Consider the following 23,552-nt stretch of genomic DNA (forward strand, 5'->3'; position numbering starts at 1 on the left):
GGAGGCACGACCGAAGCCGGCAAACGTCCTTTGATCAGCTATTTCCTGTGCGCACGTTGGCCGCTACAGCAGCTGACCGCATTTTGCGCTAGAGATTTCGCAGGACAGGTGCGGGCTTTTCACCCAGCACTCGCCATGTGCCGATGAGGCCGAAACCCACCGTCAGCACCAGCGCGATGAGCGCGGCACCTGCTGCGGTCACCGGCATCATCACGAACGACCCATCCATGATCTGCGTTATCACGTACCAGGCGGCGACCCCTCCGGCCAGCAGGGCGAACACCGCCGTTGCAAGGCCCAAAATGGCGTATTCGAGTGCATAGGCGAAGATCAGGCGAGCCCGCGTCGCACCAATGGTTTTCAGAATGACCGCATCGTAGATCCGGCTGCGATGACCGGCGGCAAGTGCACCTGCCAGAACCAGAACGCTGGCGATCAGCGTGATCGAGCTTGCGCCGCGGATGGCCCAGGCAAGCTGTGCCACCAGATCGTTGACCTGAGAGATCGCGTCCTTCACCCGGATTGCCGTCACTGTCGGAAAGGCGTTCGAGACAGTCTTCAACAAGGCAAGTTCCGTCTCTTCCGGCACATCGTCGTCCCAGCCAAGGGTCATCAGATGGGCATGCGGGGCACCGGCAAAAGTGTTCGGAGAAAACACCATTACGAAATTGATCGCGAGGGACTGCCATTCCACCGTACGCGTGTTGGCAATTTCCGCCGTGATTTCCCTGCCGAGCACATTGACCGTGATCCGGTCTCCGATCTTGAGGCCGAGATCGGTGGCGGCCTCTTCATCGAAGGACACCAGAGGAATGCCTGTGTAGTCCTCCGGCCACCAGGAGCCTTCTTCCAGCTTCGAGTTCTTGGGCAAGCTTGCGTCATAGGTAATGCCGCGGTCACCGCGCAGCACCCAGCCAGAGCCTTCCTGGGCGGGGACGAACTTGTCGGCTGCAATACCGTTCAGCGAGACAATGCGCCCGCGCAGCATCGGGACGCTTTGCAGGTTGGCGTCGGATGCTTCAGCATTCAGCAAGGCCTCGAAGGCATCGCGTTCATGGCTCTGGATATCGATGAAGAAGAAGCTCGGAGCCTTGTCGGCAATGGTTGCGGTCAGCTCGCGCCGCAGGTTTCCGTCGATGAGGGCAAGCGCGACCAGCAGCGACAGGCCAAGTCCCAGCGACAACACGACTGACGGGGTCAGCGCTCCGGGACGGTGAATGTTTGCAATCGCCAGCCTGAGCTCGGTCGAGCGGACACTGGGCAGGCGCCTGGCTATGGCCATGATCCCGCGTGCGACCAGCACCAGCAAAACGAACGCACCGGCGGATGCGGCGATGTAGGTGCCGGCCATGCGCTGGTCGTGGGCAAGCAGAATGGCGATGGCGGCAAGGGCAAGCACTGTTGCCGCGGTGGCAAACAGATAGCGTTTGCGCGGCAGCTTGGCACCACCGGTTACGATATCCCGGAAAAGGGCCGTCGGCGGTACGTCATGAGCCCGCCCCAACGGCCAGATTGCAAAGGCAAGAGCGGTCAGGAGGCCGTAGACGAGGCCAAGGGCAAGCTCGGTCGGATAGATGCTGGCCGCGAGCTTGACCGGCAGAACCGGCGCCAGTGCGGCAGCTGCGGCAAAGGGGATCAGGGCACCCAGCACGAGGCCGACGACGATGCCGAGCAGCGCAAGCACCAGCATCTGAACCAGATAGATCTTGAAGACGAACCCGCCCGTCGAGCCCAGGCACTTGAAGCTGGCGATAACCTCGCGCTTGGTTTCCAGATAGGCGCGGATGGCATTGGCCACGCCAACACCCCCAACCACCAGCGCGGTGAGGCCGACCAGTGTCAGGAATTGTGCGAAGCGATCAATGCTGCGTTGAAGGCCTGGGGACGCATTGGCGCGGGAGCGGATACGCCATCCCGCGTCGGGTTGGGCGGATTTGGCCTCTTCGACGATCCCTTCCATTGCTTCCAGATTGGGAGCCGGGGCCATTCGAACGCGGTAATGCCAGCGGACCAGGCTGCCGGGCTGGATCAGGCCGGTTTCAGGCAGGGCGGCATCGGAAATCAGAAGGCGTGGACCGAATTCCATGCCCCCGGCCAGTTTGTCAGGTTCGTTGGCAATGGTGTCGGCAATTCGGATGGTGGCTCGCCCGAGGGAGAGCGTATCTCCGACATTCGCGCCAAGCCGCGCCAGAAGAGAAGGGTCCACAACGGCGCCCCAGGTCCCGTCTTTCCGGGCAAGGGCCGTTTCCAGGGCCTCTCCGGAGGCAAGTTCAAATGTACCGTAAAGGGGATAGGGACCGTCGACGGCTTTCAGCTCTACCAATGCCTGATCGCCGGTCTCAGGTCTTCTTGCCATTGCCCGCGTGGTCGCAACGCGGGACAGGTCACCAAGGCCGTTCAGATAAGCAAGTTGATCGGCGTCGGCCTGCCGGTGGATCAGGGAAAAATCGAGATCACCGCCCAGGATGGACTGACCTTCGCGCGAAATCCCTTCTGTCAGAGCCCGTGAGACAGACGTGACGCCTGCGATTGCCGCTACGCCGAGCGCGATACAGGCAATGAAAATGTAAAAGCCATTGAGGCCGCCGCGCAGTTCACGAAAGGCGAACCGGGCTGCAAGGCGCATCGTCTGGTGGTTTGCCGGTGTGCTGCCCGGGACAAACGCGCTCATGCAGACACCTCGCGGCGGGCGCGGTCAGACGTTTCTTCTTCGATTTCTCCGGAGCGAACGCGGATCATGCGGTCGCAGCGGGCGGCAAGGCTCGGGTCGTGGGTGACCAGAACCAGCGTCGTGCCCCGGTTCTTCTGGGCGGTGAACATCAGGTCGACAATCTGTGCGCCGGTGCTTTCATCGAGGTTGCCAGTCGGTTCGTCTGCGATCAGGATCGCCGGTTCGACGACCAGCGCCCTTGCCACGGCGACACGCTGCTGTTCGCCGCCGGACAGTTGCGCCGGGTAGTGGTGCATGCGGTGTCCGAGCCCGACGGCATCCAGCTCCGCCTTGGCCTTGTCGAAGGCGGCGGTATCCCCAGCAAGTTCCAGCGGCACGGCCACGTTTTCCAAAGCGGTCATGTTGGGAACAAGGTGAAATGACTGGAAAATGATCCCGACATTGCGGCCGCGAAACCGGGCCAGCTGGTCTTCGGACAGGGGGCCGAGTTCGGATCCGGCCACGTTGACCGAGCCTTCATCGGCGCGTTCCAGCCCCGCCATGACCATCAGCAATGTCGATTTTCCGGACCCTGACGGGCCGACAAGGCCGACGGAGGCCCCTTTCTCGATCTGAAGGTCGATCCCCTTCAGGATATGCACCCGCCCGGCGCCTTCGCCGAGGGTCAGGTGGACGTCTTTCAGGGCGATCGCGGGCGAATTTGTCATTCTCTGGCCTTTACAATGGGCGTGTGATCGTCTTCCTGACAGTCACAAGCCCTCGACAATTGGACGCTCTGCGACCATATGGGCCTGTTGAAGAGCGTCTTCCAGTCCCAAAAGAGTGTTCACGTGAACCGGTTTATTGCCTGCCTGACGATAATCATCCTGTCTTTCCTGCCAATGGCCGCCCAGTCGGCCGATCTGAAACTGGTGGTGCTGGGGGACAGTCTGTCCGCCGGCTATCAGCTGTCGGCAGGAGAGGGCTTCACGGATCAGCTCCAGAAAGCGCTTGATGCGAAGGGGCAATCGGTCGAGGTCGTCAATGCCGGCGTGTCTGGCGACACGTCAAGCGGCGGGCTGTCGCGGCTGGACTGGTCGGTGGGGCCGGACACCAGTGCCGTCATCGTGGAGCTTGGGGCAAACGACGCGTTGCGGGGGATCTCTCCGGAGCTGACGCGCAAGAATATCGACGAAATCGTCCGGCGCCTGACGGAACGCAGCGTTGCCGTGCTTGTCGCGGGCATGCTGGCTCCGCGCAATCTTGGGCCGGAATATGCCGAGGCATTCGATCCGATCTACTCCGATGTTGCCAAGGCGCACGATGCGTTGTTTTATCCCTTCTTCCTCGAGGGTGCCGCCCTCAATCCCGATCTCAACCTTTCCGACGGTATGCATCCCAACGCCAAAGGGGTGGAAGTCATCGTCGAAAACATTCTGCCGAAAGTGGAAGAGCTTTTGGCCAAAGCCCGATCCTAGGGGCTTTGCTCTGGACCTGGGGTGGAAGCCGATCCGGCTTCCGGGACGCCCCGATTTCAAAATTTGAAGGATAGTCTTATGGAAAAGCGCCGTCTTGGCCGCACGGATATACAGGTCAGCGCCCTTTGCCTCGGTACCATGACCTTCGGGGAGCAGAACTCCGAGGCGGAAGGTCACGCCCAGATGGACCACGCCGTGGAAAAGGGCATCAATTTCTTTGACGCGGCAGAACTTTATCCGATCCCGCCGAAGAAAGAGACCCAGGGCCGGACCGAGCGCATCATCGGCACGTGGTTCAAGAAAACCGGCATGCGGGACAAGATCGTCATGGCCACCAAGGTGGTCGGGCGGACCGACATGGACTGGTTCCGTGAAAACGGTGCGAAGGCGAAACTGGTTCGCGAAGAGATCGAATTTGCGGTCGACCGCAGCCTGAAGAACCTGGAAACAGACTATATCGACCTCTACCAGATCCACTGGCCGGACCGGAACGTCGGCGGCTTCGGTTCAAACCCGACGCGCTGGGCGGATGTCGAACCGGCTCCGGACGAAAACAGCATCCAGTCGACGCTGGAAATCCTTGGGGATCTGGTCAAGGCCGGCAAAATCCGTCACGTCGGTGTCTCCAACGAAAGTGCCTGGGGCACGATGCGCTACGTCGCCGCGTCCGAGATGTATGACGTGCCGCGGGTCGTCTCGATCCAGAACGCCTATTCCCTGGTCAACCGGACCTTCGAAACCGGCCTTGCGGAAGTTGCCCGCCGGGAAGATGTCGGTCTTCTGGGATATTCGGCACTGGCCCAGGGATATCTGACGGGCAAATACCGCAATGGCGCCCTTCCGGCAGGTGCCCGCAAGACGCTGTTCAACCGCCTGCAGCGCTATGAGCGCCCGCGCGCCATCGAGGCGGTCGATGCCTATCTGGACCTGGCGCAGGAGGCAGGACTTGATCCGTCGCAGATGGCACTTGCCTTTGCCATGTCGCGGTCTTTCATGACCTCGGTCATCCTGGGTGCGACGACCATTGAGCAGCTGGATACCGACATCGGAGCTGCGGACGTTACGCTGAGTGCCGATGTTCTGGAGAAAATCGATGCGCTGCATCAGGAATTCGGCAATCCAGCGCCGTAACGGGTGTAACTTCCTGATCGATAAATCTTTTTAGAGAATCATCTGCAGATCGGAGGCCGGGCTGGTTATGAACCAGCCCGGTTTTCATTTGAGTGCGGCGCTGAATTTTTGAACGCGCTCAAAAACTTAGCTTTTTGTCTTGCGATTTTCATGAAGTTGATTCCTCATGGGATTCATCAGCGACAGCGGAGGGAACACCCATGCCGCGCCTATTTACAGGCCTTGAGATTCCGTCCCAGACGGCACTCATGCTTTCGATGCTCCGGGGAGGCCTTCGGGGCGCCCGCTGGATTGATCCGGAGAACTACCACATCACCTTGCGCTTCATTGGCGACATCGACGACCGTACGGCCGACGAGATCGCCGCCGCGCTTGATCGTGTCCGCAGGGATCCGGTGGAAATCCGCCTCAACGGTCTTGGTTCTTTCGGCAACGGCAAGCCGCATGCAGTCTGGGCCCGGGTTGAGCCAACCGCTCAACTTGCCGAATTGCAGGCCGAGCAGGAACGCATCATCCAGCGTCTGCATCTGCCGGCTGAGCGGCGCAAGTATGTTCCGCATGTCACCCTTGCCCGTTGCAGGACCTCGACCAACGAGGACGTGGCCAAGTGGCTGAGCGAGCGCGGCAACTTCCAGGCGCAGCCCTTCATTGCCGGACGTTTTGTGCTGTTCTCGGCGAAATCAAGTGTCGGTGGCGGCCCCTATCTGGTGGAAGAGGCCTATCCGCTGGCCGCGTGACGCCCGCATTCTGATGGCGTGCAGCGAGACCACAGGATTTGCGTATCGGCAGAATGAACCCAAGCCTTTGCCGGTTTGGGGTCATTTTTGGCTGAAACCCTGAAAAAGATTGCACCGACCCGACGCGAAAAAATGACGCACACTGGCGTCCGCGCTCCTTTCGTGATGGTCAAAAGTGACAGGAGGGGGCCGAGAAACTGTGCGGTTTTTGGGCAGGCCGGAATTCCAGGGCAGTGAAAAAGGCTGTTTTGCCTAAATAATAAGTTGATTGAATTCTCTGAATGATTGAGTGCGTAGAAGTATAAACCTCTGGTTTAGAAGATTAGTCGGCTCAGTATTCAAGTTGCGTAAAGGAAAATTAATGGCTTGAGCGTTTTCTGGGCACACTGTGCAAGGCTCGACAAGAGCTGCCCCAAAAAAACGAGACCATTATGAAGTTCTTTGCAGATCTGCCCATCGCGGTGCGTGTCGGAGCGCTGTCCGCAATCGCCGTGGTTGCCATTGGCGTATTGCTTGGCACGGCGCTTTACAGCCAGCAAATCGTGTCGCACGAAATCGACAATCTGGCTGAATATTCGCAAATGGACTTCAAAGTGTCGCAGGTTCAGGCTCATGCGCAGAACATGCAGCGCAGCCAGAAGGACTTTCTTTTGAACAAGGACATGGCCTTTGTCGAGGAATACAAAGCCGAGTTCGAGAAAGCCCAGAGCAACCTGAACGATGTCGATACGAAGCCGCAATCGGCTTCCATCAAGGATAACATCGCCAAGCTTCGCGATGTTCTTGACCAGCACAAGGCAAAGTTCGACGCTCTGACCAGTGAGCTTACCCGAATGGGGCTTGATGAAAGCACCGGGCTGCAGGGGTCTCTGCGCACTGCCGTGCATGACGTGGAAAGCAAGCTGGATGCCGCCAATCTGGATGCCTTGACCGTCAAGATGCTGATGATGCGCCGTCATGAAAAAGATTTCATGCTGCGCGGTGACGAGAAATATATCGGCAGGATCAGCGAACGGCGGGCTGAATTCGCAGATCTGCTGCCGAAAAGCGGGTTGCCCGACGCCGAACAGGCTGAAATCGGCAAGCTGCTGGATACCTACCAGGCCTCCTTCCAGGCTTATGCCGAATTGTCCCTGAAGATTGCTGCCGACCTGGCCGAGATCGAGGCAATCTACGCCCAGGTCGCTCCGGAATGGGCGGTGATGTCTGAAGCTGCCTATGCGGGCAAGCTGGCCGCCGGGGAAACGCTGGACACTGCCCAGGCCTTCTCCAAAACAACATTCCTGACCGTCTCCGCCATCGCGCTGGTGCTGTCCATCGGGCTTGGCTGGCTGATCGGCCGCAGCATTACCAGGCCGGTGAAAACGCTTACCGGAACCATGGGAACGCTCGCTGGCGGATCCATCGACATCGACGTCCAGTACACCGACCGCAAAAGCGAGATCGGCAGCATGGCCCGCGCCGTGGAAGTTTTCCGCGCCAATGCCGTCCGGACCCGCGAACTGGAAGCGGAACAGAAGGAACAGGCAGCAAGAACCGCCGCCGAGCAGAAGCGGATGATGATGGAGCTTGCCGATAGTTTCGAAAGCTCCGTTGGTGAAATCGTCCAGGCGGTATCGTCCTCGTCGTCCCAGCTGGAATCGAGCGCAAGCTCCATGAGCGCCACCGCCGAGCAGACCCAGCAACAATCTTCGAACGTTGCCGCGGCAGCCGAGCAGGCATCTGCCAACGTTCAGACCGTTGCCTCCGCAGCCGAAGAGCTGTCGTCGACGGTTTCGGAAATTTCCCGACAGGTCGCGCAGTCTTCAAATGTTGCTGCCACGGCAACGGCGGAAGCCAAAAAAACCAACGACCAGGTTCAGGGGCTCGCCGAAGCCGCTTCGCGCATCGGTGAAGTGGTGAAGCTTATTTCCGATATCGCCGAGCAGACCAATCTACTGGCGCTCAATGCCACCATTGAAGCGGCCCGTGCGGGCGAGGCCGGCAAGGGATTTGCCGTCGTTGCGTCGGAAGTGAAGGAACTGGCCAGCCAGACGACCAAGGCGACCGAGGAAATCTCCCAGCAGATTTCCGGTGTCCAGTCGGCGACCCGTGACGCGGTCTCTGCCATCGACGGCATCACCAAGACGATCTTCGAGATCAACGAGATTGCCGGCGGGATCGCGGCAGCTGTCGAAGAGCAGGGCGCGGCAACCACCGAGATCGCGCGCAATGTGCACGAAGCTTCCACCGGTACACGCGATGTGACCCGCAACATCAGCAGCGTCAGCGAAGCAGCCACCCAGTCGGGGCATGCGGCGGAAGAGCTGCAGGCGGCCTCCGGCACGCTTGCGAGCAATGCACGGGCGCTTCAGGCGGAGGTCGACGGCTTCCTGGCACGCGTACGCGCCGGCTGAGATCAGGTGCCCAGCAGGCCGGCATAAACACCGAGCGTGCGGGTGCACATGGTTTCGACCGAGAAATTCTGGCGGACATGGGCGAGAGCCCGGTCCGCCATTTTGTTTTTCTCGTCCACGTCCTGGCCCAACACACGGACAATGGCATCCGCCAGAGCCTGAGGGTCGCCCGGTGCCACCCGCCAGCCGGTGCGTTCGCTTTCGGCCGTATCGGGCGGGGAGAGGACGGTTTCAGGTACCGCCCCGAGGTTGGAGACGATCACAGGCACCCTTGCGGCCTGTGCTTCAACTGCCGCCCGGCCGAAGGCTTCCGGTTCGACAGAAGCAACAATCGCAACATCGGCCAATGCCATGGCGGCGGGAACGTCGGCGCAGTGACCGACGATCCGGACCTTGTCCTGCAAGCCGTTGTCTGCAATCAGCTTTTTCAACTCCGCCAGATATCCGTCACGCCCCTGGGCATCGCCCGCCAGAATGGCGATCGGGTCGGACGGCAGCCTGTCTTGCAGAAGCGCCATTGCCTCGATCACGACGCGCTGTCCCTTCCAGGCGGTCAGTCGGGCCATGTTGAGGAGTATCGGTCGTCCCGTCGGGATGCCCCACTGGTCCTTCAATGCCTGCAGCCGCAGAGCGCTGACATTGTCGGGTAGCAGGCCTTTCAGATCGGATCCGCGCTGGATGACGGTGATCTTGCCTTTTGCGAACGGGTGCCGGTCTTCGATCAGCCCGCATATGAAATGCGAATTGGCAATCACCGCATCCCCCCGCGCCATGACCGAATTGTACCAGCTCTTCAGTGCATTCGACTGGTTATAGGTGCCGTGGTAGGTGGTCACGAAAGGGGTTCTGGTGCGCCTTGCGGCCCAAAGGCACGACCATGCCGGAGCCCGGCTGCGAGCGTGAAGCAGGCTGACCTTGCGTGTGGTCACGATGTCCGCCAGCCTGGCTGCATTCTTCCAGAGGGTTGCCGGGTTCTTCGACTTGACGGGCAGCACAATGTGCTCCGCGCCAAGGGCTTCCAGTTCCGGCACCATCTGGCCGCCCTGGCTTGCAACGAGAGCCTTTCCGCCGGCTTCCACCACAGCTTTGGCAACGTCCAGCGTCGTGCGCTCGGCGCCACCGGAGTTGAGATCCGGGATCACTTGCAAAATCGTGGTCTCAGAAGGCAGATGAACCAAATCGGATCTCCGGTGAACTGGTCAAGGCGGGGCGTCTGTGCCAAATGGCATGAACAGAAAACATCTATCAGAACGAGAGCCTTAATATGGGTGATTCCGAACCGCAATTCATCCAGATCGGAAAAAACGACGTGAAACGCCGGATTGCCGTGCGGAACGCGCCGGGTTCCGGGGCAAGTTCGTTACCCGGCATCTTGTGGTTGTCCGGGTTCAAGTCGGACATGTCCGGCACAAAAGCCGAGGCATTGGCCGAGGAAGGGGCACGAAACGGGCAGGGTGTGGTGCGGTTCGACTATTCCGGCCATGGCCTGTCGGGCGGCGATTTCGAAGATGCTTGCGTTTCCGACTGGCTGGAGGAGGCGCTTGCTGTTTTCGATGCTTGTTGCCCGGGCGAAACCGTATTGGTCGGCTCCTCCATGGGCGGCTGGCTCGCCTTGTTGCTGGCGCTCGCCCGCAAGGACTCTGGCCGTATCAAGGGGCTGGTTCTGATTGCTCCCGCGGTTGATTTTACCGAAGAGTTGATGTGGAAGCAGCGCTTCAGCGATGAGATCCGTGCCGCTATTCTTGCCGATGGCCGCTGGGAACAGCCTTCAGCCTATAGCGACGCGCCCTATGTGATCACGCGCAAGCTGATCGAAGATGGCCGCAATCACCTTCTTTTAGGGGCGCCGCTTCATCTCGGTGCTCCCGTTACGATCCTGCAGGGCGCGCAGGACCCGGATGTGCCGGAAAGTCATGCACGCCGACTGGTTGAGGCCTTGCCGCTGGACGATGTCACTTTTTCGCTGGTGCCGGATGGCGATCATCGTCTGTCCCGGCCGGAGGACATCGATCTTCTGTTGCGGGCCGTTGCGGGCATGTCGGCTCGATAGGGACCACACTCTAGACCGGCAGGGTTTCCCGGCCCTGTTTTTTCACCTTGTACCAAGCCCAGAAGAGACGGGCGGCGACAGCTCGGTGCGGTGTCCAGGCCTCGGCGATGACGTCGAGCTCTTTTGGTGCCGGACGTTCTGCCAAGCCGAGGGACTCCTGAACCGCGACTTGCAAGGCCAGGTCACCGCTCGGGAAGACATCAGGATGTCCCGCGCAGAACAGCAGGAAGATATCCGAGGTCCAGCGGCCGATGCCCTTTATCTCGCATAATGCGCGGTGGGCTTCATCGGCCGGCGCCTGTGCCAGATGAGCAAGGTCGAGACCATTGCCGCATGCTTGCGTCAGCGCGCGCAAGGTCCGGATTTTCGGTCGGGACAGGCCGGCGCCTGCCAGTTGCTCGTCGGTGAAGGTTGCCAGGTTTTCTGCCGTCAGCGGCGCAATCAGCACCTGAAGGCGTGCGAAGATGGCAGCCGCGCTGGCAACCGACACCTGCTGTCCGGTGACAATCTGTGCAAGACCTTCAAAATCGGCTGCGCGACGGCGCAAGGGGATCGGGCCTGCTGTTCCTGCAATTTCCTGCAGGCGCGGGTCGAGACGGATCAGCGCCTTGAGACCGGCTTCGATGTCTTCTTCGGTGGTAATCGGGGTCATGTCGGCGGGGCTTGTCCGGAGATGTCTTGCACTGCCGGGCGATACTGTCTCTTGCGCGGCGGCTGGGGAATGATAGGTAGGACTTCACTCATCAGCCCGATCCGCGTCAACAGCCTTTGCCGATCTCATGACCCAGCCCGTGTTCCGCTTTGCTCCTTCGCCCAATGGGCACTTGCATCTGGGGCATGCGCTTTCGGCTCTCCTGAATGCGCGTGCAGCTGTTGCGCTCAGTGGCCGGTTTTTCGTGCGGGTGGAAGACATCGACCAGACCCGGTGCACGCCGGACCTGGAACGGGAGATGTTCGAGGATCTCGCCTGGTTGGGCGTGCCGCTCGATGAGCCCGTGTTGCGCCAATCGGAAAATTTTCCGCAATACCGGGCAGCCCTGGAAAAGTTGCAGGACATGGGCCTGGTATATCCCGCCTATCTGACCCGTGCTGAAATCAAGGCGTTCGTTTCTGCCAAGGAAGCTAATGGAGAAAGCTGGCCGCGGGATCCTGACGGTGCGCCGCTTTATCCTGGCGATGCCGCGGTTCTTTCGGCGGAAGAGCTCAAGAGCCGGGCGGCCAGCGATGCGCCGTTCTCACTGCGTCTCGACATGCAATTCGCCCTCGCGCAGATCGGAAGGGCGCTGTCGTGGCAGGAAACGGGGGCGGAAGGCGAAAGCCTGTTTGCCGAACCTGTCGCGGTGCCTGTCGAGGCGGCAGCGTGGGGTGATGTGATCCTTGCCCGCAAGGACACGCCGACGAGTTATCATCTGTCGGTGGTGGTCGATGATGCCAGGCAGGGCATCACCGATGTGCTGCGCGGACAGGACCTTTATCACGCAACCAGTGTGCACAGGGTCCTGCAGGAACTGCTCGGCCTGCCGTCACCGGTCTACCGGCATCATAGGCTCGTCCTGGGGGCGGACGGACGCAAGCTCTCGAAGTCCAGCAAGGACACCAGTCTCCGGTCGTTGCGTGAGGCCGGCATGACCCATGCCGAACTGCGCAAGAGGATCGGGCTCTAGCGCGTTCAGGGATTAGCGCAGGCTCATGCCGAACCAATGATCCAGGAACCAGATCCACAAGCTGGCTGTAACGATGGCGCAGAGCGTGGTCATGGTAATCGCATTTGCGGACATGGAATGGCCAGTGCCGTAGCGGTTGGCGAAAATATAGGCGTTGACACCTGTCGGGCAGCTGGCCGTCAAGGTCGCAACGGCTGTCCACAGAGGTGGCAGGTGGAACACGAAAGCCCCGAAACTAAAAACGACGATCGGCATGAGCAGCATCTTGATGATGCTGAGGATCAGTCCTGGCACGATATTGCCGCGCATGCCGTATTGCACGAGGCTCATGCCCAGTGACAGCAGTGACAGAGGCAGTGCCGTGGCGGCGATGCGGCTGATAACGTCGAGACCGATCTCCGGCAGCTCCAGGCCTGTCTGCCGCCAGATAAAGGCGGCGACGATGGTGACGACGAGGGGGTTCTTCACCAGGCTTTTTCCGGCTCCCATCAACAGTTGGGAAATGGGAGGGGAGGCCGTGCCGTTGTCGATCGCAGCTGCCCGCTCCATCATCACCGCCATCAGCACTGTCATCGTGGCCAGGTGGATCGAGATGATCAGCAGCAGCGGGGCCAGGCCTTCGTCGCCGTATACCGAGGCGACCAGCGGCAGTCCGACCAGAATCGTGTTGGCGAAGGCGGCGGATATCCCGCCGATCGCGCTAGCCCGGGCATCGCGGCCGAAGCCCTTGCGAATGATCAGCGATCCGAGCAGCCAGGCAAAGCCGACGCCGATAAAGTAGGTTGCCCAGAGCGCCAGCGGAACACCCGCGCTGAGGTCAGCGCCGATCAGCGATCGGAAGATCAGCACCGGGATCGCCACGATATAGACAAACTGCCCGAGTGCTTCGCTGATGCTCTGGTTCAGAATGCGGGTTTTGGCGAGACAGTAGCCAATGCCGATCAGCAGGAAAACCGGGGCGACGATCGTAAGTGTTTGAGCAAGCATCTATGCGGCAACCCAAAGGCTGTTTCCGGTTGATTTGGGACTGGGTGCAGGTGGATGCCGGTCTGGATGGACAGCGGCCACACGGCAAGGTAAGCAGAATTTCGACCAACTTGGCTTTTTGGCGCGTGTCTGGCAAGCCCGGTTGAGACCCATTCAGGCGAAGGATCTCCGGCCGCATGGCAAATCATGACGAGGACAGCGTCAAACTTGCGCTTCTGGCCCACGATCTCAGAACGCCGCTTGCCGCCATGCGCCTGACGGCAGAGCTGATCGGCACTGGTCCGTTGAACGGGACACAAAAAGATCAACTGTCGATCCTCATTCGCTCCATCGATGCACTTACGCAGATGACGGGCGAGCTTGTCACGGCTGCCGAACCGGGATCGCAAGCGGAAACAAGACCCAGTCGGATCGCAGATGTCGTTTCGGAAATCGCCGACCTTTTCCAGGTCGCAGCCGAAGCAAAAAACCTGACCTTGACGCTGAAAATAGACGACGAGGCCCGCGAGGCGGTTACATCGAGTGGTGGGACACTGCGCCGGGTGATCACGACATTGCTGGACAATGCCGTCAAATACACTGCTGAGGGCGGGGTCACGGTTGAGGTTCGCGCAGCCGGCTTCAAATCGGAGGATGCATCCGGTCAGGGCAAACCTTCCTCCCTCCTGATTTCCGTTGCAGACAGCGGCCCCGGCATCGAGCCCGAAGAAGGTGCACGGCTGTTCCGGCCCTTTGTCCGGGGCCGGCACGGCCGGGAAACCGCGCCCGGAACGGGTCTTGGTCTCTGGGGGACGGCGCAGTTCGTCCGGGACATGAATGGCCGGTTGACACTGGCGCGTTCCGAGACCGGCGGCAGCCGGTTCAATGTGGAAATTCCGCTCGGCGAGGGCGATGACGGCCTGTTGCAGGCCGAGGCAGACCAGCATGGAACGTCGGAAACATCCGAAGATGCGTCTGTCACCGGGCCCTTGTCGGCGCATGTGCTTATTGTTGATGACAACGAGACCAATTGCCGTCTGCTGGCAGCGCTGCTGGAATCCTTCGGCATTTCGTCGGAGGCCGCCAGATCGGGCGAGCAGGCTGTCGGTCTCGTTCAAAAGAGCGACTTCGATGCCGCGTTGCTCGATCTGCACATGCCCGGCATGAGCGGTGTCGAAACGGCCGAGGCGCTCGGCTCTCTGCGCCCGGATCTGCCGCTGATCGCCGTGACGGCGGCTCTGGAGTCTGTTGGCGACACGCGTTTGCGGGATGCGGGGTTCCGGGAAATCCTGACAAAACCCCTGTCACCTGCCGCCCTTTTCGAGGCGATGAAACTGGCGAGCGGACGCAGAGCGGGCTGAGGGCCACACCTTACGGCCTCTATCCTGTCAGGGCTGTTTCATCTCGGCGCAGGGTCAGAACCTCGACACCATCGGCGGTAACGGCGACCGTGTGTTCGAACTGCGCCGACAGCTTGCCGTCTTTGGTCACAACCTTCCAGCCGTCCTCTTCGGTTGAAACCCGGCTGGTGCCCTGGTTGATCATCGGCTCGACGGTGAAGACCATGCCTTCGCGCAATCTCATGCCCGTTCCGCGCCGTCCGAAATTCAGCACGTTGGGCTCCTCGTGCATTTCACGGCCGATGCCGTGCCCGCAATAGTCGCGCACCACCGAGTAGCCGTTCTTCTTGGCGTGTTTTTCGATTGCATGGCCGATATCGCCCAGATAGGCGCCCGGCTTTACCTGCTCGATCCCTTTCCACATCGCTTTCTGGGCAACACGCACCAGCCGCCTTGCGGCCGCACTGGCGTTTCCGACGACATAGGTCTTGCTGGAATCGGCAATGAAGCCGTCCTTTTCGAGCGTGATATCCAGATTGATGATGTCGCCGTCGCGGATGATCTCGTTCCGGTCCGGAATGCCGTGGCAGACGACCTGGTTGATCGAGCAATTCAGCACAAATTCAAAGCCGTATTGACCCTTGCTGGCCGGACGGGCGGCAAGGTCTTCGGTTATGAAACGCTCCACCATGTCGTTGACAGCGAGTGTCGACATTCCGGCAAGGTCAACGCCATCGAGCATTTCGAAGACAGAGGCGAGCAACCTGCCCGAGTTGCGCATGAGTTCCAGTTCTTCCGGGGTCTTGACCATGTCAGGCAACCGCCGCATCTGCTGAGGGAGCCTGCGCTGCGTCGAGCTGCATCTTGATGATGTCGCTGAAGGACAGGGTTGGGTTGGCCTCGGCCAGCATGCCGATCTTCATCCAGAATTCGGCCTGCGCATTGATGGAGCGGCACATGACGGTGCTGGCACGGCGGATTTCCTCGTGCAGACCCTCGTCGATCTTGACGATGCCCATGACTGTCTCCCGAAATGGCTGGTTATATGAAACGTATATGTTTCGTATATAGCCTTCGATCTCGGGTCCCGCAAGCCGGGTTCTGTGTTGGAATGTCGGATGAACGCGATGCTGTCTTCAGGCGTCTGTTTCAACCAGGTTCCCGGCTGCCTCGAGGGCCTGTTCCAGCCGGTCGTCGCCCCAGTAGAGGTCTCCGCCTGGAATGACGAAACTCGGTGCGCCGAAGATGCCGAGTTTTTCGGCTTCGGTAACGGCCGCGCGCAGGCTTATCTTGTTTTCCCGGCTGTGGGCGGTCGACAGGGCCGTCCGGGCCGGAGCGCCGATTTCCAGCAGCAGTTCAGCCATCAGGCTTTCGTCGGCGATGTTCAGTCCCTGTCCGAATTCAGCGATGAAGACCGCACGGGTAAAGGCCCCTATCCAGAGCTGGTTCTGTGCTGCGTGTGCGATCCTGGCGGCCAGCAGCGCGTCCTGGGGAAAGGGAGACGGCAAGGTGAACGGCAGGCCGTATTGTCTGCAAAGCCGTTCCATGTCGCGCCACATGTAGTGGCCCTTGGCGGGATACAGGTTGAAGGGAGAGGTTGGCCAGCCCTGTTTCTTGAAGATCGGACCGAGCAAAAATGGCCGCCAGGCGATCTCAACGCCATAGTCGCTTGCAAGCGTTTCGATCCGCATGGCCGAGAGATAGCTGTAGGTGGATGCAAATTCGTACCAGAATTCCACCACCGGTTTCCGGTCCTGCCGCAATGACACTATATTCGTGCCGGTAGGGGCCGCAGGCGGCTGACTGTTTTTCACATTCCGCATCTCCGCAAAATCTGAACCGGCCGGTTTCAGGAAGGGATTGGATCGGGCAATTGGATGCGTTAAAGAGCAGCCATGACGCAAACCCAGCCCCAGCAGCATAATCCCAAGACCGGACTGAGCAAACTATCCATCTGGTGCATTAACCATTCGATGGTGTGCGTTGGGCTCTATATCTGCCTTGTGTCCCTGTTCTTTCTGGCCTTTCCCGGCGTCGATCTCTGGGCGAGCGGGCTTTTCCATTTTGGCGATGAGGGCTTCAAGGCCGAGAACGTCGCGTTCTTGCGCGATGTCCGTCACTTGGGACCGTTTCTTGCCCGGGTAATCGCCATCGTCTGCGTGGCGGTTCTGCTCATCAAGCTGCTGGTGCCCGGCCGTCAGCCGCTGATGCCACTGCGTCAGCCGGTGTTCCTGCTTTCGACGCTGATCCTTGGACCGGGGGTTCTGGTCAATCTGATCCTGAAAGACAACTGGGGCCGCCCGCGGCCCCGCAATGTCGAGATCTTCGGTGGGGATCTGCCGTACCAGCCGGTCTGGAAAATCTCGAACTATTGCGACAGCAACTGTTCGTTCGTGTCCGGGGAAGGGTCGGCTGCCATGTGGCTGGTGGCGGCAATTACCTTGCTTGTGCCAGCAACCTGGCGCAAGGGCGCTCTCGTCTTTCTGATCCCGCTCGGCCTGATCCTGTCAGCCAACCGGGTGGCTTTCGGCGGGCACTTCCTGTCCGATACGCTGTTGTCCTGGGGCGTGACGCTGCTCCTGATCCTGGCGATCCACCATCTGCTTTATCGCAAGACCCCACCGCTGGTGAGCGATCGCCAGCTTGACGAGTGGTTCACCGTGAAGGGGCGGCGCTTGCAGCGGGTGTTGCAACGGCTGGCGGTTCGGGTCCGACGGGCACTTCGCGGCATCGGTCGCGTTTTTGCCGAACGCTGACAAACACCCTACTTCTTGCGTGGTCTTGTGCGTTTCAGGATGCGGGCAAAGCGCAAGGGCGAGCGGTCTTCCACCCAGGTAATGGCATCATTGAGCGGCGGCGTCTTGCGTCTTCGGCTGCGCAGCATGCGTGCCGCGCTCCGGTTCGTGCCGACAATGACAATCATGCCGAGTGCAAGCAGGGGGACGCCGGTCGGGATCGGCAGCCAGACCGTTACCAGCCCGGCCAGGATCAGCGCAGCCGCAAGCGACCACCACAGAATTTTCATTTTGGTGCCAAGGAAGTCGTGCAGATCAGACACCCATACACCGGTGTCTGAGACGGATTTATGAACCCGTGCCCGGCAATCCCCGGCTTGTCGTATGGTCAAGCAGCGTGCCTGGCTTTGTCAGGCACTCGTCATCAGGTCCTGAAAGAGACGTTGACCACCAGTGCGCACGAGCTGGTACACCTGTTCAAAGCCGTCCGGGCCGCCGTAGTAGGGATCGGGAACATCCTGCGGCGGTCTGTTCAAAAGCAATCGTAGCCGGGGGCTGCTCGCTCCGCCCATGCGCTTGAGGGCAGCGAGATTGTCCCTGTCCATGGCGACGATGGTGTCGAAGCGGCGGAAATCATCTGCCCGCACCTGCCGTGCCCGTTGGGCGGAGATATCGACCTCATGCCGCGAGGCTATCTCGATGGAGCGTGGGTCCGGTGGATTGCCGATGTGCCAGGCACCGGTTCCCGCGCTATCGACCACGAAACTGTCTGCCAGTCCTGCCTCCTGCACGATGTCCCGGAAGACGCCTTCCGCAAGTGGCGACCGGCAGATGTTGCCAAGGCAAACGAAGAGGACGGCGTGGGGCAAGCGGGTTATCCTTGAAACAGGCGCCAAGTGGATGCTGGCAGCCCGCCATTGGGCTGACACAGAACTGGATTAGGTGCACGGCAGGCAGACGGCTCGTTTTCGAGCCGGGCCGTTACGCAAAACAGGAGGACCAGATGGTTGAACGACTGAAGCCGGAAGACCGCGCCGCCGGATTGAACGATCTGCCGGGCTGGCACATGTGCGAAGACCGGGAGGCGATATCGAAATCCTTCAAGTTTCACAACTTCCGCGAAGCCTTTGCCTTCATGACCCAGATCGCGCTGGTGGCGGAAAAGATGAACCACCATCCCGAATGGTTCAATGTCTATCGCAGTGTCGATATCACCCTGTCGACCCATGACGTTGGCGGTCTCAGCAAACTGGACCTCCAGCTTGCGGCGGATATCGACAAGATTGCCGGCAAGATGCAGTGACGCTTCAAGCCGGGTGCTGATCGTTTGTTGATCTAGCCGCCCTTGGTCAGCACGAACCGGTGGCCGCCCTCTATGCGCTCTGCTTCCAGCAGGGTATGGCCCTGCTCGTTGCAGAAATGGGGAATGTCGATTTCCGCCATCGGGTCCGTGGTCAAAACCGTCAGTTGCTCGCCGCTGGATAACCGGGTGAGGGCCTTGCGGGTCTTTAGCACGGGCAGCGGGCATTTCAGGCCCTTCAGATCGAGTGTCGTTCCGGTCGTCAACAAAGTCTCCGTTTCAGGGGCGCCGGTGGCGGGTCGAAATTTCTTCCCTTTGTTGGCCATTCATACAAGATTAGGAAGTCAAAACTAGCCTGATTTGCCGGTGTCATCGGGGAACAGGGATGAAAACCGTCCCAGACTTGAGGCCAAGTAGGTCCGGTTCCGGATTGACGGCCGTCGCAAAGGCGCACCCGCAATCCGCCGGCAGGGTTTAACTGCGAGAAAGAGCTTCTTCAAAGGTGCGGGACGATTGCATGGTGCAGGAATGAAAGCAGGACTCCGGAGCGCAATCATGCTTGCGGCCGCGGCCCTTTCGCTTGTTGCCGGCCCGGCAAAGGCAGACCCAGCCGAAATCCAGATCGTCACCCAGAGTTTCGCACCGCTGCAATGGGACAACGCGGGCAAGCCGGACGGTTATGTCACGGCCTATATGCTCGAAGTTGCCAGACGGGTCGGGGAAACAATCCCGCTGAAGATCGGCGCTTACGAATTCCTGCCTTGGAAGCGGGCAATGCTCCTGGCCGAAACCATGCCGAATGTGCTTTTTTTCTCGCTGTCGCGAACGCCGGAGCGGGAAGATAAATTCATCTGGCTGGGCGAAGTCTCGCCCTATGGGCAGAATTTCTACCAGCTCTCGACCAGACCGAAGATCGAAGCCGACACGGTCGAGGACCTGCGTGATCAGAAGGTGCGGATCGGTGTTCAGGACGGCTCCAATCTTCTGTCCCACCTCAATCAGCTCGGGTTCGAGAAAACCGGGAACCTGGTGCCGATCACCGATTTTCACCAAGGTATCGAGATGCTCTATCTGGAGCGGATCGATGTGCTGCCGCTGACTGGGTTCCTGGCTGAGGCCAGCGCCTGCAAGCAGGGATATGACGGCAGCCTCCTGCAGCCGGTGGTTTTTGTCGAAGCACTTGCCGACCCGCTGTGGGCCGTGTTCAGCCAGGGAACGGATCCCGCGCTGGTCGAGGCGTTCAGGCAGGAAATGTCCGCCCTGAAGGACAGCGGCTTTCTGGACGCCCAGACCCGAGCACACCAGGTCAACTGGCAGACATTGGCCTGCGGCGCGTTGACAGCGGGCAAGTGAAGCTGGCAGGAACGGATCGCACCCCTTCCACTCCTTCATCTCCGGAAATTGCCGCCATGACAGACCAGCCGATCACCTCCCTCGACGTTCTCGATTTCTGGTGGAACGCCGGGCCGGCGAAATGGTTCGCAAAGGACGACAAGTTCGACAAGTTGTGCCGGGACAGGTTCCTGGCCGCTATCGAGGATGCGGCTGAGGGCAAGCTCGATGGCTGGGCGGATACGGCCGATGGTGCGCTCGCGCTCCTGATCCTGCTTGACCAGTTCCCGCGCAATGTCTTCCGCGGCAGCCCCAAGGCTTTCCGGGCGGACCCGAAGGCCGTAGAGGTCGCCGAAAAAGCGCTTGATCGTGGTTTTGACAGGGCGTTTCCCAAAGAGGCGCGCGGCTTTTTCTACCTGCCGTTCGAGCACGCAGAGGACATGGCGCACCAGGAAAGGTCTGTTGACCTGTGCCGCGTCCTTGGTGACACGGAACTTTATCACTACGCGCTGATCCACCTCGACGTCATCCGCCGCTTCGGCCGCTTTCCGCATCGCAATGCCGTTCTCGGCCGGCAATCGACACCGGAAGAAATCGCCTATCTGGAAAGCGGCGGCTTCTCAGCCTGAGGATCTGCCCGGGAGCTGCTTCTGCGGTCGAGGCATTGACCGAGTTGCCCTGTCTTCAGGACGGCCTTCGGAGGCCGTCCCAACGCAGCATGCGGTCTGCTTACTGATTGGAAGCGCCGCTCAAGCCGTCATACATTGCATGCATCAGATGATGCGCTGCTTCCGGATTGCCGAAGACCGGAAATTGCGGGGAGAGGTCGCCCCGACGGCTGTCTTTCTGTGCGTCATAGACCAGATTGCCGCCTTTCACTGTCCCTTCGATCTTTATCCCGGCCAGCTTGCCGACTTCGATCGACCCCTTGTCGACTGTCGCAGAATTCTTTTCCGCCCAGGCTTTCAGCGTTGCCTGCAAGCTGGCGATATCCGTGACTTCCCCGTCCGGCGGCGCAAGCAAGTTCGCCGAAAGGGCCTGAATTCCGCCCATGACCACGTGTCCGTGGCTATCTACGAACCCCGGTAGCATCGTCCGGCCGTTCAAATCGAACGCCTCCGTCGTTTCGCCCTTAAAGGTCGAAATATCGGCCAACGTTCCTGCCGCCAGTATTCGCCCGTCTTTCACCGCGACGGCTTCAACCTTCGACTGGCCGTCATTGATGGTCAGGATGGGGCCGCCGGAATAGATGGTGTCGGCCACGTCCTGCGCGTTCGCAAGACCCGGCAAGAACGAAAGGGCGATGGCCGCTAGCTTGGCACTGTGTCTCATTTCAACCTCTGCCGGTTGGTCCGTTGGGATGGGGGCGTTGAAAAGGCAGAGCAACTAATGGCTGCATCTGCCGGGATTACTTCTGAAAAGTATACTCCAGGATCCCGAACAAGCTCGAACTTATTCGATGTGGCGGCCCTTTCTCTGACGGTTTCGTAAACAGGCGTGCAGCGCCAGTCCTCCACCTGGAACCTGAGATACGGATTGTGCCTCCGTACCGAGGCGGTAGCTGCTTTCGCGGCGGGCTGTCGCCGCAGTGGCGAGGCACGTCCGTTTGCACTGCCGTAACTTTGTTGACCGGTTCAGGTGCCGCATTTTTATGCGAGGGGTGATTGCCGGTCTTTTGTGCACAATTTTTAACCTCGAAAGTGTGCTTTGTGTAAAAAATAGGCAGAAAAACTGCCTGAAAAGCCGTCATCCCATTTATGCCACAAAGTTGGCTCTGGCGTTTTTTGCACTGCAAAACCGCGGGATTCCGCGAAAGACTCTCCGAAAAAGCCAAGTTGGCACGGTCCTTGATTAGTAAGAGCCGACACCGGCCCGGGGCCACGACACGTGGTGAAGCCGAAGACCTGAGAAGATCCTTCCAGAGGGGGACAGAACCAGGCGCAGTTTCCGGGGTGGTAGGCCGAGCTTCTTCGACGGGAAGGGGCGCTAAGAAGGGGAATGGAACGAGCAATGAAAATAGTGATGGCCATCATCAAGCCGTTCAAGCTCGACGAAGTGCGCGATGCCTTGACCAGCATCGGCATCCAGGGGCTGACGGTGACTGAAGTGAAGGGCTATGGCCGCCAGAAGGGGCACACCGAAATCTATCGCGGCACCGAGTATGCCGTCAGCTTCCTGCCGAAGCTGAAGATTGAAGTCGCTGTGGATGCCGCCTCCGTCGACAAGGTCGTCGAAGTGATTTCCGGCGCTGCCAAGACCGGCCAGATCGGGGATGGGAAGATCTTCGTTCATTCGATCGATCAGGTCGTGCGCATCCGTACCGGCGAAACCGACGCCGAAGCTCTGTGATTTAGGTAAGGAAACGTATCATGAAAAAACTAGTCGCTAAGGGCGCGACGGCGCTGGCTCTGCTGAGCCTTACGGCTCTGCCGGTGCTTGCGCAGGATACCGAGGCTGCCGCTGCAGCTCCAGCCGCAGTCTCTCCCGAGGTTGCCTATATCTTCAATACGCTGCTGTTCCTCATCGGTGGTTTCCTGGTCATGTGGATGGCCGCCGGCTTCGCAATGCTTGAAGCTGGTCTCGTCCGCTCCAAGAACGTTTCGATGCAGTGCCTGAAGAACATTACGCTCTACGCCATCGCTGGCCTGATGTTCTGGATCACCGGTTACAACCTGATGTACACCGGCGTTGACGGCGGTTTCATGGGTTCCTTCGGCCCTTACGCGTTTGACGCCGTCGGCGGCGACGCACTCGACACCGGTTACTCCACGGCGTCCGACTGGTTCTTCCAGATGGTCTTCTGTGCGACCACCGCGTCGATCGTGTCCGGTACGCTCGCCGAGCGCATCAAGCTGTGGCCTTTCCTGGCATTCACCGTTGTCCTGACGGGCATCATCTACCCGATCACCGGTTCCTGGGAATGGGGCGGCGGCTGGCTCAACGGCGAAGCCGTGAAGGCTATCGGCGGCGCTGAGTTCTCCGACTTTGCCGGTTCCACTCTGGTTCACTCCGTCGGTGGCTGGGCTGCTCTGGCCGGTGCGGTTATCCTCGGTGCCCGTAAAGGCAAGTATGGTGCGGATGGCTCCGTGCACCCGTTCCCGGGTTCCTCCATGCCGCTCGCAACCCTCGGCACGTTCATCCTGTGGCTGGGTTGGTTCGGCTTCAACGGTGCGTCCCAGCTCGCCATGGGTTCCATAGGTGACGTCTCCGACATCTCCCGCATCTTCGCCAACACCAACATGGCTGCTGCTGCCGGTGTCGTCGTCGCGGTTGTTCTCACCCAGATCCTCTACAAGAAGGTCGACGTGACCATGGCTCTGAACGGCGCTCTGGCAGGTCTGGTTGCCATCACCGCAGAACCGCTTGCACCGAGCGTGTGGGTTTCCGTCTTCGTCGGCGGTGTCGGTGGCGTGATCGTGGTCTTCGCGGTTCCGATGCTCGACAAGCTGAAAATCGACGACGTCGTTGGCGCCATCCCGGTTCACCTGCTGGCAGGTATCTGGGGCACGCTCATCGTACCGCTGTCCAACTCCGACGCTTCCTACGTCACCCAGCTGATCGGTATCGTTTCCATCGGTGCGTTCACCCTGGTCGTAAGCTCGGTGATCTGGTTCGTCCTCAAGGCCACCATGGGTATCCGGGTGTCCGAGGAAGAAGAGGCCCTTGGTCTCGACAAGGTCGAAATCGGTGTGGAAGCCTATCCGGAATTCGGAACCGGCTCCGGCCGCCTCTAAGGCGGCGCCGACAAAAATCTCCCAGGCGGTCTATTGGCT

At 60.1% G+C, this 23,552-nt stretch carries 25 protein-coding genes; 13 read left to right on the forward strand and 12 right to left on the reverse strand.

Annotated features, from left to right (window positions below; genetic code table 11):
- Positions 1-88 precede the first annotated feature (88 nt).
- Together ACYQ6M_RS24695 and ACYQ6M_RS24700 are read right to left on the reverse strand one after the other, a co-directional pair.
- Positions 89-2,671 (reverse strand): ABC transporter permease, encoded by a 2,583-nt coding sequence (locus tag ACYQ6M_RS24695; RefSeq protein WP_460076168.1) that lies wholly within the window; start codon positions 2,669-2,671, stop codon positions 89-91.
- Entirely contained in the window at positions 2,668-3,378 is a 711-nt protein-coding gene (locus ACYQ6M_RS24700; RefSeq protein WP_023002702.1) for an ABC transporter ATP-binding protein, read from the reverse strand. Before ACYQ6M_RS24700 ends, ACYQ6M_RS24695 begins: the two co-directional genes overlap by 4 nt.
- Positions 3,379-3,501: 123 nt before the next feature.
- Between ACYQ6M_RS24700 and ACYQ6M_RS24705 the strand changes: the two genes are divergently transcribed.
- From ACYQ6M_RS24705 to ACYQ6M_RS24720, 4 genes are all read left to right on the forward strand, one after another.
- Complete coding sequence (locus tag ACYQ6M_RS24705) at positions 3,502-4,128, forward strand: arylesterase (RefSeq protein WP_460076170.1); 627 nt, start codon at positions 3,502-3,504, stop codon at positions 4,126-4,128.
- Positions 4,129-4,206: 78 nt separating this feature from the next.
- Complete coding sequence (locus tag ACYQ6M_RS24710; RefSeq protein ID WP_460076172.1) at positions 4,207-5,259, forward strand: NADP(H)-dependent aldo-keto reductase; 1,053 nt, start codon at positions 4,207-4,209, stop codon at positions 5,257-5,259.
- Positions 5,260-5,459: 200 nt separating this feature from the next.
- Positions 5,460-5,996 (forward strand): RNA 2',3'-cyclic phosphodiesterase, encoded by a 537-nt coding sequence (gene thpR / locus ACYQ6M_RS24715; protein WP_023002705.1) that lies wholly within the window; start codon positions 5,460-5,462, stop codon positions 5,994-5,996.
- 431 nt (positions 5,997-6,427) lie between these two features.
- Positions 6,428-8,392 (forward strand): methyl-accepting chemotaxis protein, encoded by a 1,965-nt coding sequence (locus ACYQ6M_RS24720; protein WP_370197366.1) that lies wholly within the window; start codon positions 6,428-6,430, stop codon positions 8,390-8,392.
- 2 nt (positions 8,393-8,394) lie between these two features.
- Here the strand turns inward: ACYQ6M_RS24720 and ACYQ6M_RS24725 are convergent, their stop codons facing one another.
- Positions 8,395-9,570 (reverse strand): glycosyltransferase family 4 protein, encoded by a 1,176-nt coding sequence (locus ACYQ6M_RS24725; RefSeq protein ID WP_460076175.1) that lies wholly within the window; start codon positions 9,568-9,570, stop codon positions 8,395-8,397.
- Between the two features lie 86 nt (positions 9,571-9,656).
- On the opposite strand from ACYQ6M_RS24725, the gene ACYQ6M_RS24730 reads away from it, so the two are divergent.
- Entirely contained in the window at positions 9,657-10,442 is a 786-nt protein-coding gene (locus tag ACYQ6M_RS24730) for an alpha/beta hydrolase (protein WP_460076177.1), read from the forward strand.
- Positions 10,443-10,452: 10 nt separating this feature from the next.
- Here ACYQ6M_RS24730 and ACYQ6M_RS24735 read toward each other — a convergent pair whose 3' ends face one another.
- Positions 10,453-11,094, reverse strand: a complete 642-nt coding sequence (locus ACYQ6M_RS24735) for a DNA-3-methyladenine glycosylase family protein (RefSeq protein WP_460076179.1) — start codon at positions 11,092-11,094, stop codon at positions 10,453-10,455.
- A 127-nt stretch (positions 11,095-11,221) separates the two neighbouring features.
- Between ACYQ6M_RS24735 and gluQRS the strand changes: the two genes are divergently transcribed.
- Positions 11,222-12,106 (forward strand): tRNA glutamyl-Q(34) synthetase GluQRS, encoded by an 885-nt coding sequence (gene gluQRS / locus ACYQ6M_RS24740; RefSeq protein ID WP_460076181.1) that lies wholly within the window; start codon positions 11,222-11,224, stop codon positions 12,104-12,106.
- 12 nt (positions 12,107-12,118) lie between these two features.
- Here the strand turns inward: gluQRS and ACYQ6M_RS24745 are convergent, their stop codons facing one another.
- Complete coding sequence (locus ACYQ6M_RS24745) at positions 12,119-13,093, reverse strand: AEC family transporter (RefSeq protein ID WP_023002711.1); 975 nt, start codon at positions 13,091-13,093, stop codon at positions 12,119-12,121.
- 176 nt (positions 13,094-13,269) lie between these two features.
- On the opposite strand from ACYQ6M_RS24745, the gene ACYQ6M_RS24750 reads away from it, so the two are divergent.
- A complete protein-coding gene (locus ACYQ6M_RS24750) occupies positions 13,270-14,433 on the forward strand; it encodes a hybrid sensor histidine kinase/response regulator (RefSeq protein WP_460076183.1) in 1,164 nt (387 codons plus the stop codon).
- Positions 14,434-14,452: 19 nt separating this feature from the next.
- On the opposite strand, the gene map is transcribed toward ACYQ6M_RS24750, so the two are convergent.
- The 3 genes from map to ACYQ6M_RS24765 form a co-directional block, all read right to left on the reverse strand.
- Entirely contained in the window at positions 14,453-15,223 is a 771-nt protein-coding gene (map, locus tag ACYQ6M_RS24755) for a type I methionyl aminopeptidase (RefSeq protein ID WP_055659942.1), read from the reverse strand.
- A gap of 1 nt (position 15,224) precedes the next feature.
- Positions 15,225-15,431 (reverse strand): ParD-like family protein, encoded by a 207-nt coding sequence (locus ACYQ6M_RS24760; RefSeq protein WP_055659940.1) that lies wholly within the window; start codon positions 15,429-15,431, stop codon positions 15,225-15,227.
- 117 nt (positions 15,432-15,548) lie between these two features.
- Complete coding sequence (locus ACYQ6M_RS24765; protein ID WP_460076185.1) at positions 15,549-16,226, reverse strand: DsbA family protein; 678 nt, start codon at positions 16,224-16,226, stop codon at positions 15,549-15,551.
- Between the two features lie 81 nt (positions 16,227-16,307).
- Here ACYQ6M_RS24765 and ACYQ6M_RS24770 point away from each other — a divergent pair, with 81 nt between their 5' ends.
- The gene (locus tag ACYQ6M_RS24770) at positions 16,308-17,168 is read left to right on the forward strand and encodes a phosphatase PAP2 family protein (protein ID WP_460076186.1); all 861 of its coding nucleotides are present in this window, start codon (positions 16,308-16,310) and stop codon (positions 17,166-17,168) included.
- Positions 17,169-17,176: 8 nt separating this feature from the next.
- On the opposite strand, the gene ACYQ6M_RS24775 is transcribed toward ACYQ6M_RS24770, so the two are convergent.
- Together ACYQ6M_RS24775 and ACYQ6M_RS24780 are read right to left on the reverse strand one after the other, a co-directional pair.
- A complete protein-coding gene (locus ACYQ6M_RS24775) occupies positions 17,177-17,437 on the reverse strand; it encodes a hypothetical protein (protein ID WP_023002717.1) in 261 nt (86 codons plus the stop codon).
- Positions 17,438-17,557: 120 nt separating this feature from the next.
- Positions 17,558-18,016 carry a low molecular weight protein-tyrosine-phosphatase gene (locus ACYQ6M_RS24780; protein WP_168687393.1) on the reverse strand — a complete coding sequence of 153 codons (459 nt, stop codon included), beginning with the start codon at positions 18,014-18,016 and terminating at the stop codon, positions 17,558-17,560.
- A 134-nt stretch (positions 18,017-18,150) separates the two neighbouring features.
- Here ACYQ6M_RS24780 and ACYQ6M_RS24785 point away from each other — a divergent pair, with 134 nt between their 5' ends.
- On the forward strand, positions 18,151-18,450 hold the full coding sequence (locus ACYQ6M_RS24785; RefSeq protein WP_023002719.1) for a 4a-hydroxytetrahydrobiopterin dehydratase: 300 nt from the start codon (positions 18,151-18,153) through the stop codon (positions 18,448-18,450).
- Positions 18,451-18,482: 32 nt separating this feature from the next.
- Here the strand turns inward: ACYQ6M_RS24785 and ACYQ6M_RS24790 are convergent, their stop codons facing one another.
- Positions 18,483-18,716, reverse strand: a complete 234-nt coding sequence (locus tag ACYQ6M_RS24790) for a sulfurtransferase TusA family protein (protein ID WP_055660494.1) — start codon at positions 18,714-18,716, stop codon at positions 18,483-18,485.
- Between the two features lie 286 nt (positions 18,717-19,002).
- On the opposite strand from ACYQ6M_RS24790, the gene ACYQ6M_RS24795 reads away from it, so the two are divergent.
- Positions 19,003-19,800 (forward strand): substrate-binding periplasmic protein, encoded by a 798-nt coding sequence (locus ACYQ6M_RS24795; RefSeq protein WP_460076190.1) that lies wholly within the window; start codon positions 19,003-19,005, stop codon positions 19,798-19,800.
- 56 nt (positions 19,801-19,856) lie between these two features.
- Complete coding sequence (locus ACYQ6M_RS24800; protein WP_077291489.1) at positions 19,857-20,408, forward strand: DUF924 family protein; 552 nt, start codon at positions 19,857-19,859, stop codon at positions 20,406-20,408.
- Between the two features lie 100 nt (positions 20,409-20,508).
- Here ACYQ6M_RS24800 and ACYQ6M_RS24805 read toward each other — a convergent pair whose 3' ends face one another.
- Positions 20,509-21,111: an amidohydrolase family protein gene (locus tag ACYQ6M_RS24805; RefSeq protein ID WP_460076193.1), complete on the reverse strand. Its 603-nt coding sequence runs from the start codon at positions 21,109-21,111 to the stop codon at positions 20,509-20,511.
- Positions 21,112-21,789: 678 nt separating this feature from the next.
- Between ACYQ6M_RS24805 and ACYQ6M_RS24810 the strand changes: the two genes are divergently transcribed.
- Both ACYQ6M_RS24810 and ACYQ6M_RS24815 read left to right on the forward strand, forming a co-directional pair.
- Positions 21,790-22,128, forward strand: coding sequence for a P-II family nitrogen regulator (locus ACYQ6M_RS24810; RefSeq protein WP_006938248.1), 339 nt, complete (start codon positions 21,790-21,792; stop codon positions 22,126-22,128).
- 20 nt (positions 22,129-22,148) lie between these two features.
- Entirely contained in the window at positions 22,149-23,513 is a 1,365-nt protein-coding gene (locus tag ACYQ6M_RS24815) for an ammonium transporter family protein (protein ID WP_055659930.1), read from the forward strand.
- The last annotated feature ends 39 nt before the right edge of the window (positions 23,514-23,552 follow it).

Source organism: Roseibium sp. ROS1 (assembly GCF_054658215.1).

What these genes read in the sequence shown, in the direction of transcription:
- ACYQ6M_RS24695 (WP_460076168.1), bottom strand. Translation starts at nt 2,671, where the DNA reads ATGAGCGCGTTTGTCCCGGGCAGCACACCGGCAAACCACCAGACGATG.
- ACYQ6M_RS24700 (WP_023002702.1), bottom strand. Translation starts at nt 3,378, where the DNA reads ATGACAAATTCGCCCGCGATCGCCCTGAAAGACGTCCACCTGACCCTC.
- ACYQ6M_RS24710 (WP_460076172.1), top strand. Translation starts at nt 4,207, where the DNA reads ATGGAAAAGCGCCGTCTTGGCCGCACGGATATACAGGTCAGCGCCCTT.
- thpR (WP_023002705.1), top strand. Translation starts at nt 5,460, where the DNA reads ATGCCGCGCCTATTTACAGGCCTTGAGATTCCGTCCCAGACGGCACTC.
- ACYQ6M_RS24720 (WP_370197366.1), top strand. Translation starts at nt 6,428, where the DNA reads ATGAAGTTCTTTGCAGATCTGCCCATCGCGGTGCGTGTCGGAGCGCTG.
- ACYQ6M_RS24730 (WP_460076177.1), top strand. Translation starts at nt 9,657, where the DNA reads ATGGGTGATTCCGAACCGCAATTCATCCAGATCGGAAAAAACGACGTG.
- ACYQ6M_RS24735 (WP_460076179.1), bottom strand. Translation starts at nt 11,094, where the DNA reads ATGACCCCGATTACCACCGAAGAAGACATCGAAGCCGGTCTCAAGGCG.
- gluQRS (WP_460076181.1), top strand. Translation starts at nt 11,222, where the DNA reads ATGACCCAGCCCGTGTTCCGCTTTGCTCCTTCGCCCAATGGGCACTTG.
- ACYQ6M_RS24745 (WP_023002711.1), bottom strand. Translation starts at nt 13,093, where the DNA reads ATGCTTGCTCAAACACTTACGATCGTCGCCCCGGTTTTCCTGCTGATC.
- ACYQ6M_RS24750 (WP_460076183.1), top strand. Translation starts at nt 13,270, where the DNA reads ATGGCAAATCATGACGAGGACAGCGTCAAACTTGCGCTTCTGGCCCAC.
- map (WP_055659942.1), bottom strand. Translation starts at nt 15,223, where the DNA reads ATGGTCAAGACCCCGGAAGAACTGGAACTCATGCGCAACTCGGGCAGG.
- ACYQ6M_RS24760 (WP_055659940.1), bottom strand. Translation starts at nt 15,431, where the DNA reads ATGGGCATCGTCAAGATCGACGAGGGTCTGCACGAGGAAATCCGCCGT.
- ACYQ6M_RS24770 (WP_460076186.1), top strand. Translation starts at nt 16,308, where the DNA reads ATGACGCAAACCCAGCCCCAGCAGCATAATCCCAAGACCGGACTGAGC.
- ACYQ6M_RS24775 (WP_023002717.1), bottom strand. Translation starts at nt 17,437, where the DNA reads ATGAAAATTCTGTGGTGGTCGCTTGCGGCTGCGCTGATCCTGGCCGGG.
- ACYQ6M_RS24785 (WP_023002719.1), top strand. Translation starts at nt 18,151, where the DNA reads ATGGTTGAACGACTGAAGCCGGAAGACCGCGCCGCCGGATTGAACGAT.
- ACYQ6M_RS24795 (WP_460076190.1), top strand. Translation starts at nt 19,003, where the DNA reads ATGCTTGCGGCCGCGGCCCTTTCGCTTGTTGCCGGCCCGGCAAAGGCA.
- ACYQ6M_RS24800 (WP_077291489.1), top strand. Translation starts at nt 19,857, where the DNA reads ATGACAGACCAGCCGATCACCTCCCTCGACGTTCTCGATTTCTGGTGG.
- ACYQ6M_RS24805 (WP_460076193.1), bottom strand. Translation starts at nt 21,111, where the DNA reads ATGAGACACAGTGCCAAGCTAGCGGCCATCGCCCTTTCGTTCTTGCCG.
- ACYQ6M_RS24810 (WP_006938248.1), top strand. Translation starts at nt 21,790, where the DNA reads ATGAAAATAGTGATGGCCATCATCAAGCCGTTCAAGCTCGACGAAGTG.
- ACYQ6M_RS24815 (WP_055659930.1), top strand. Translation starts at nt 22,149, where the DNA reads ATGAAAAAACTAGTCGCTAAGGGCGCGACGGCGCTGGCTCTGCTGAGC.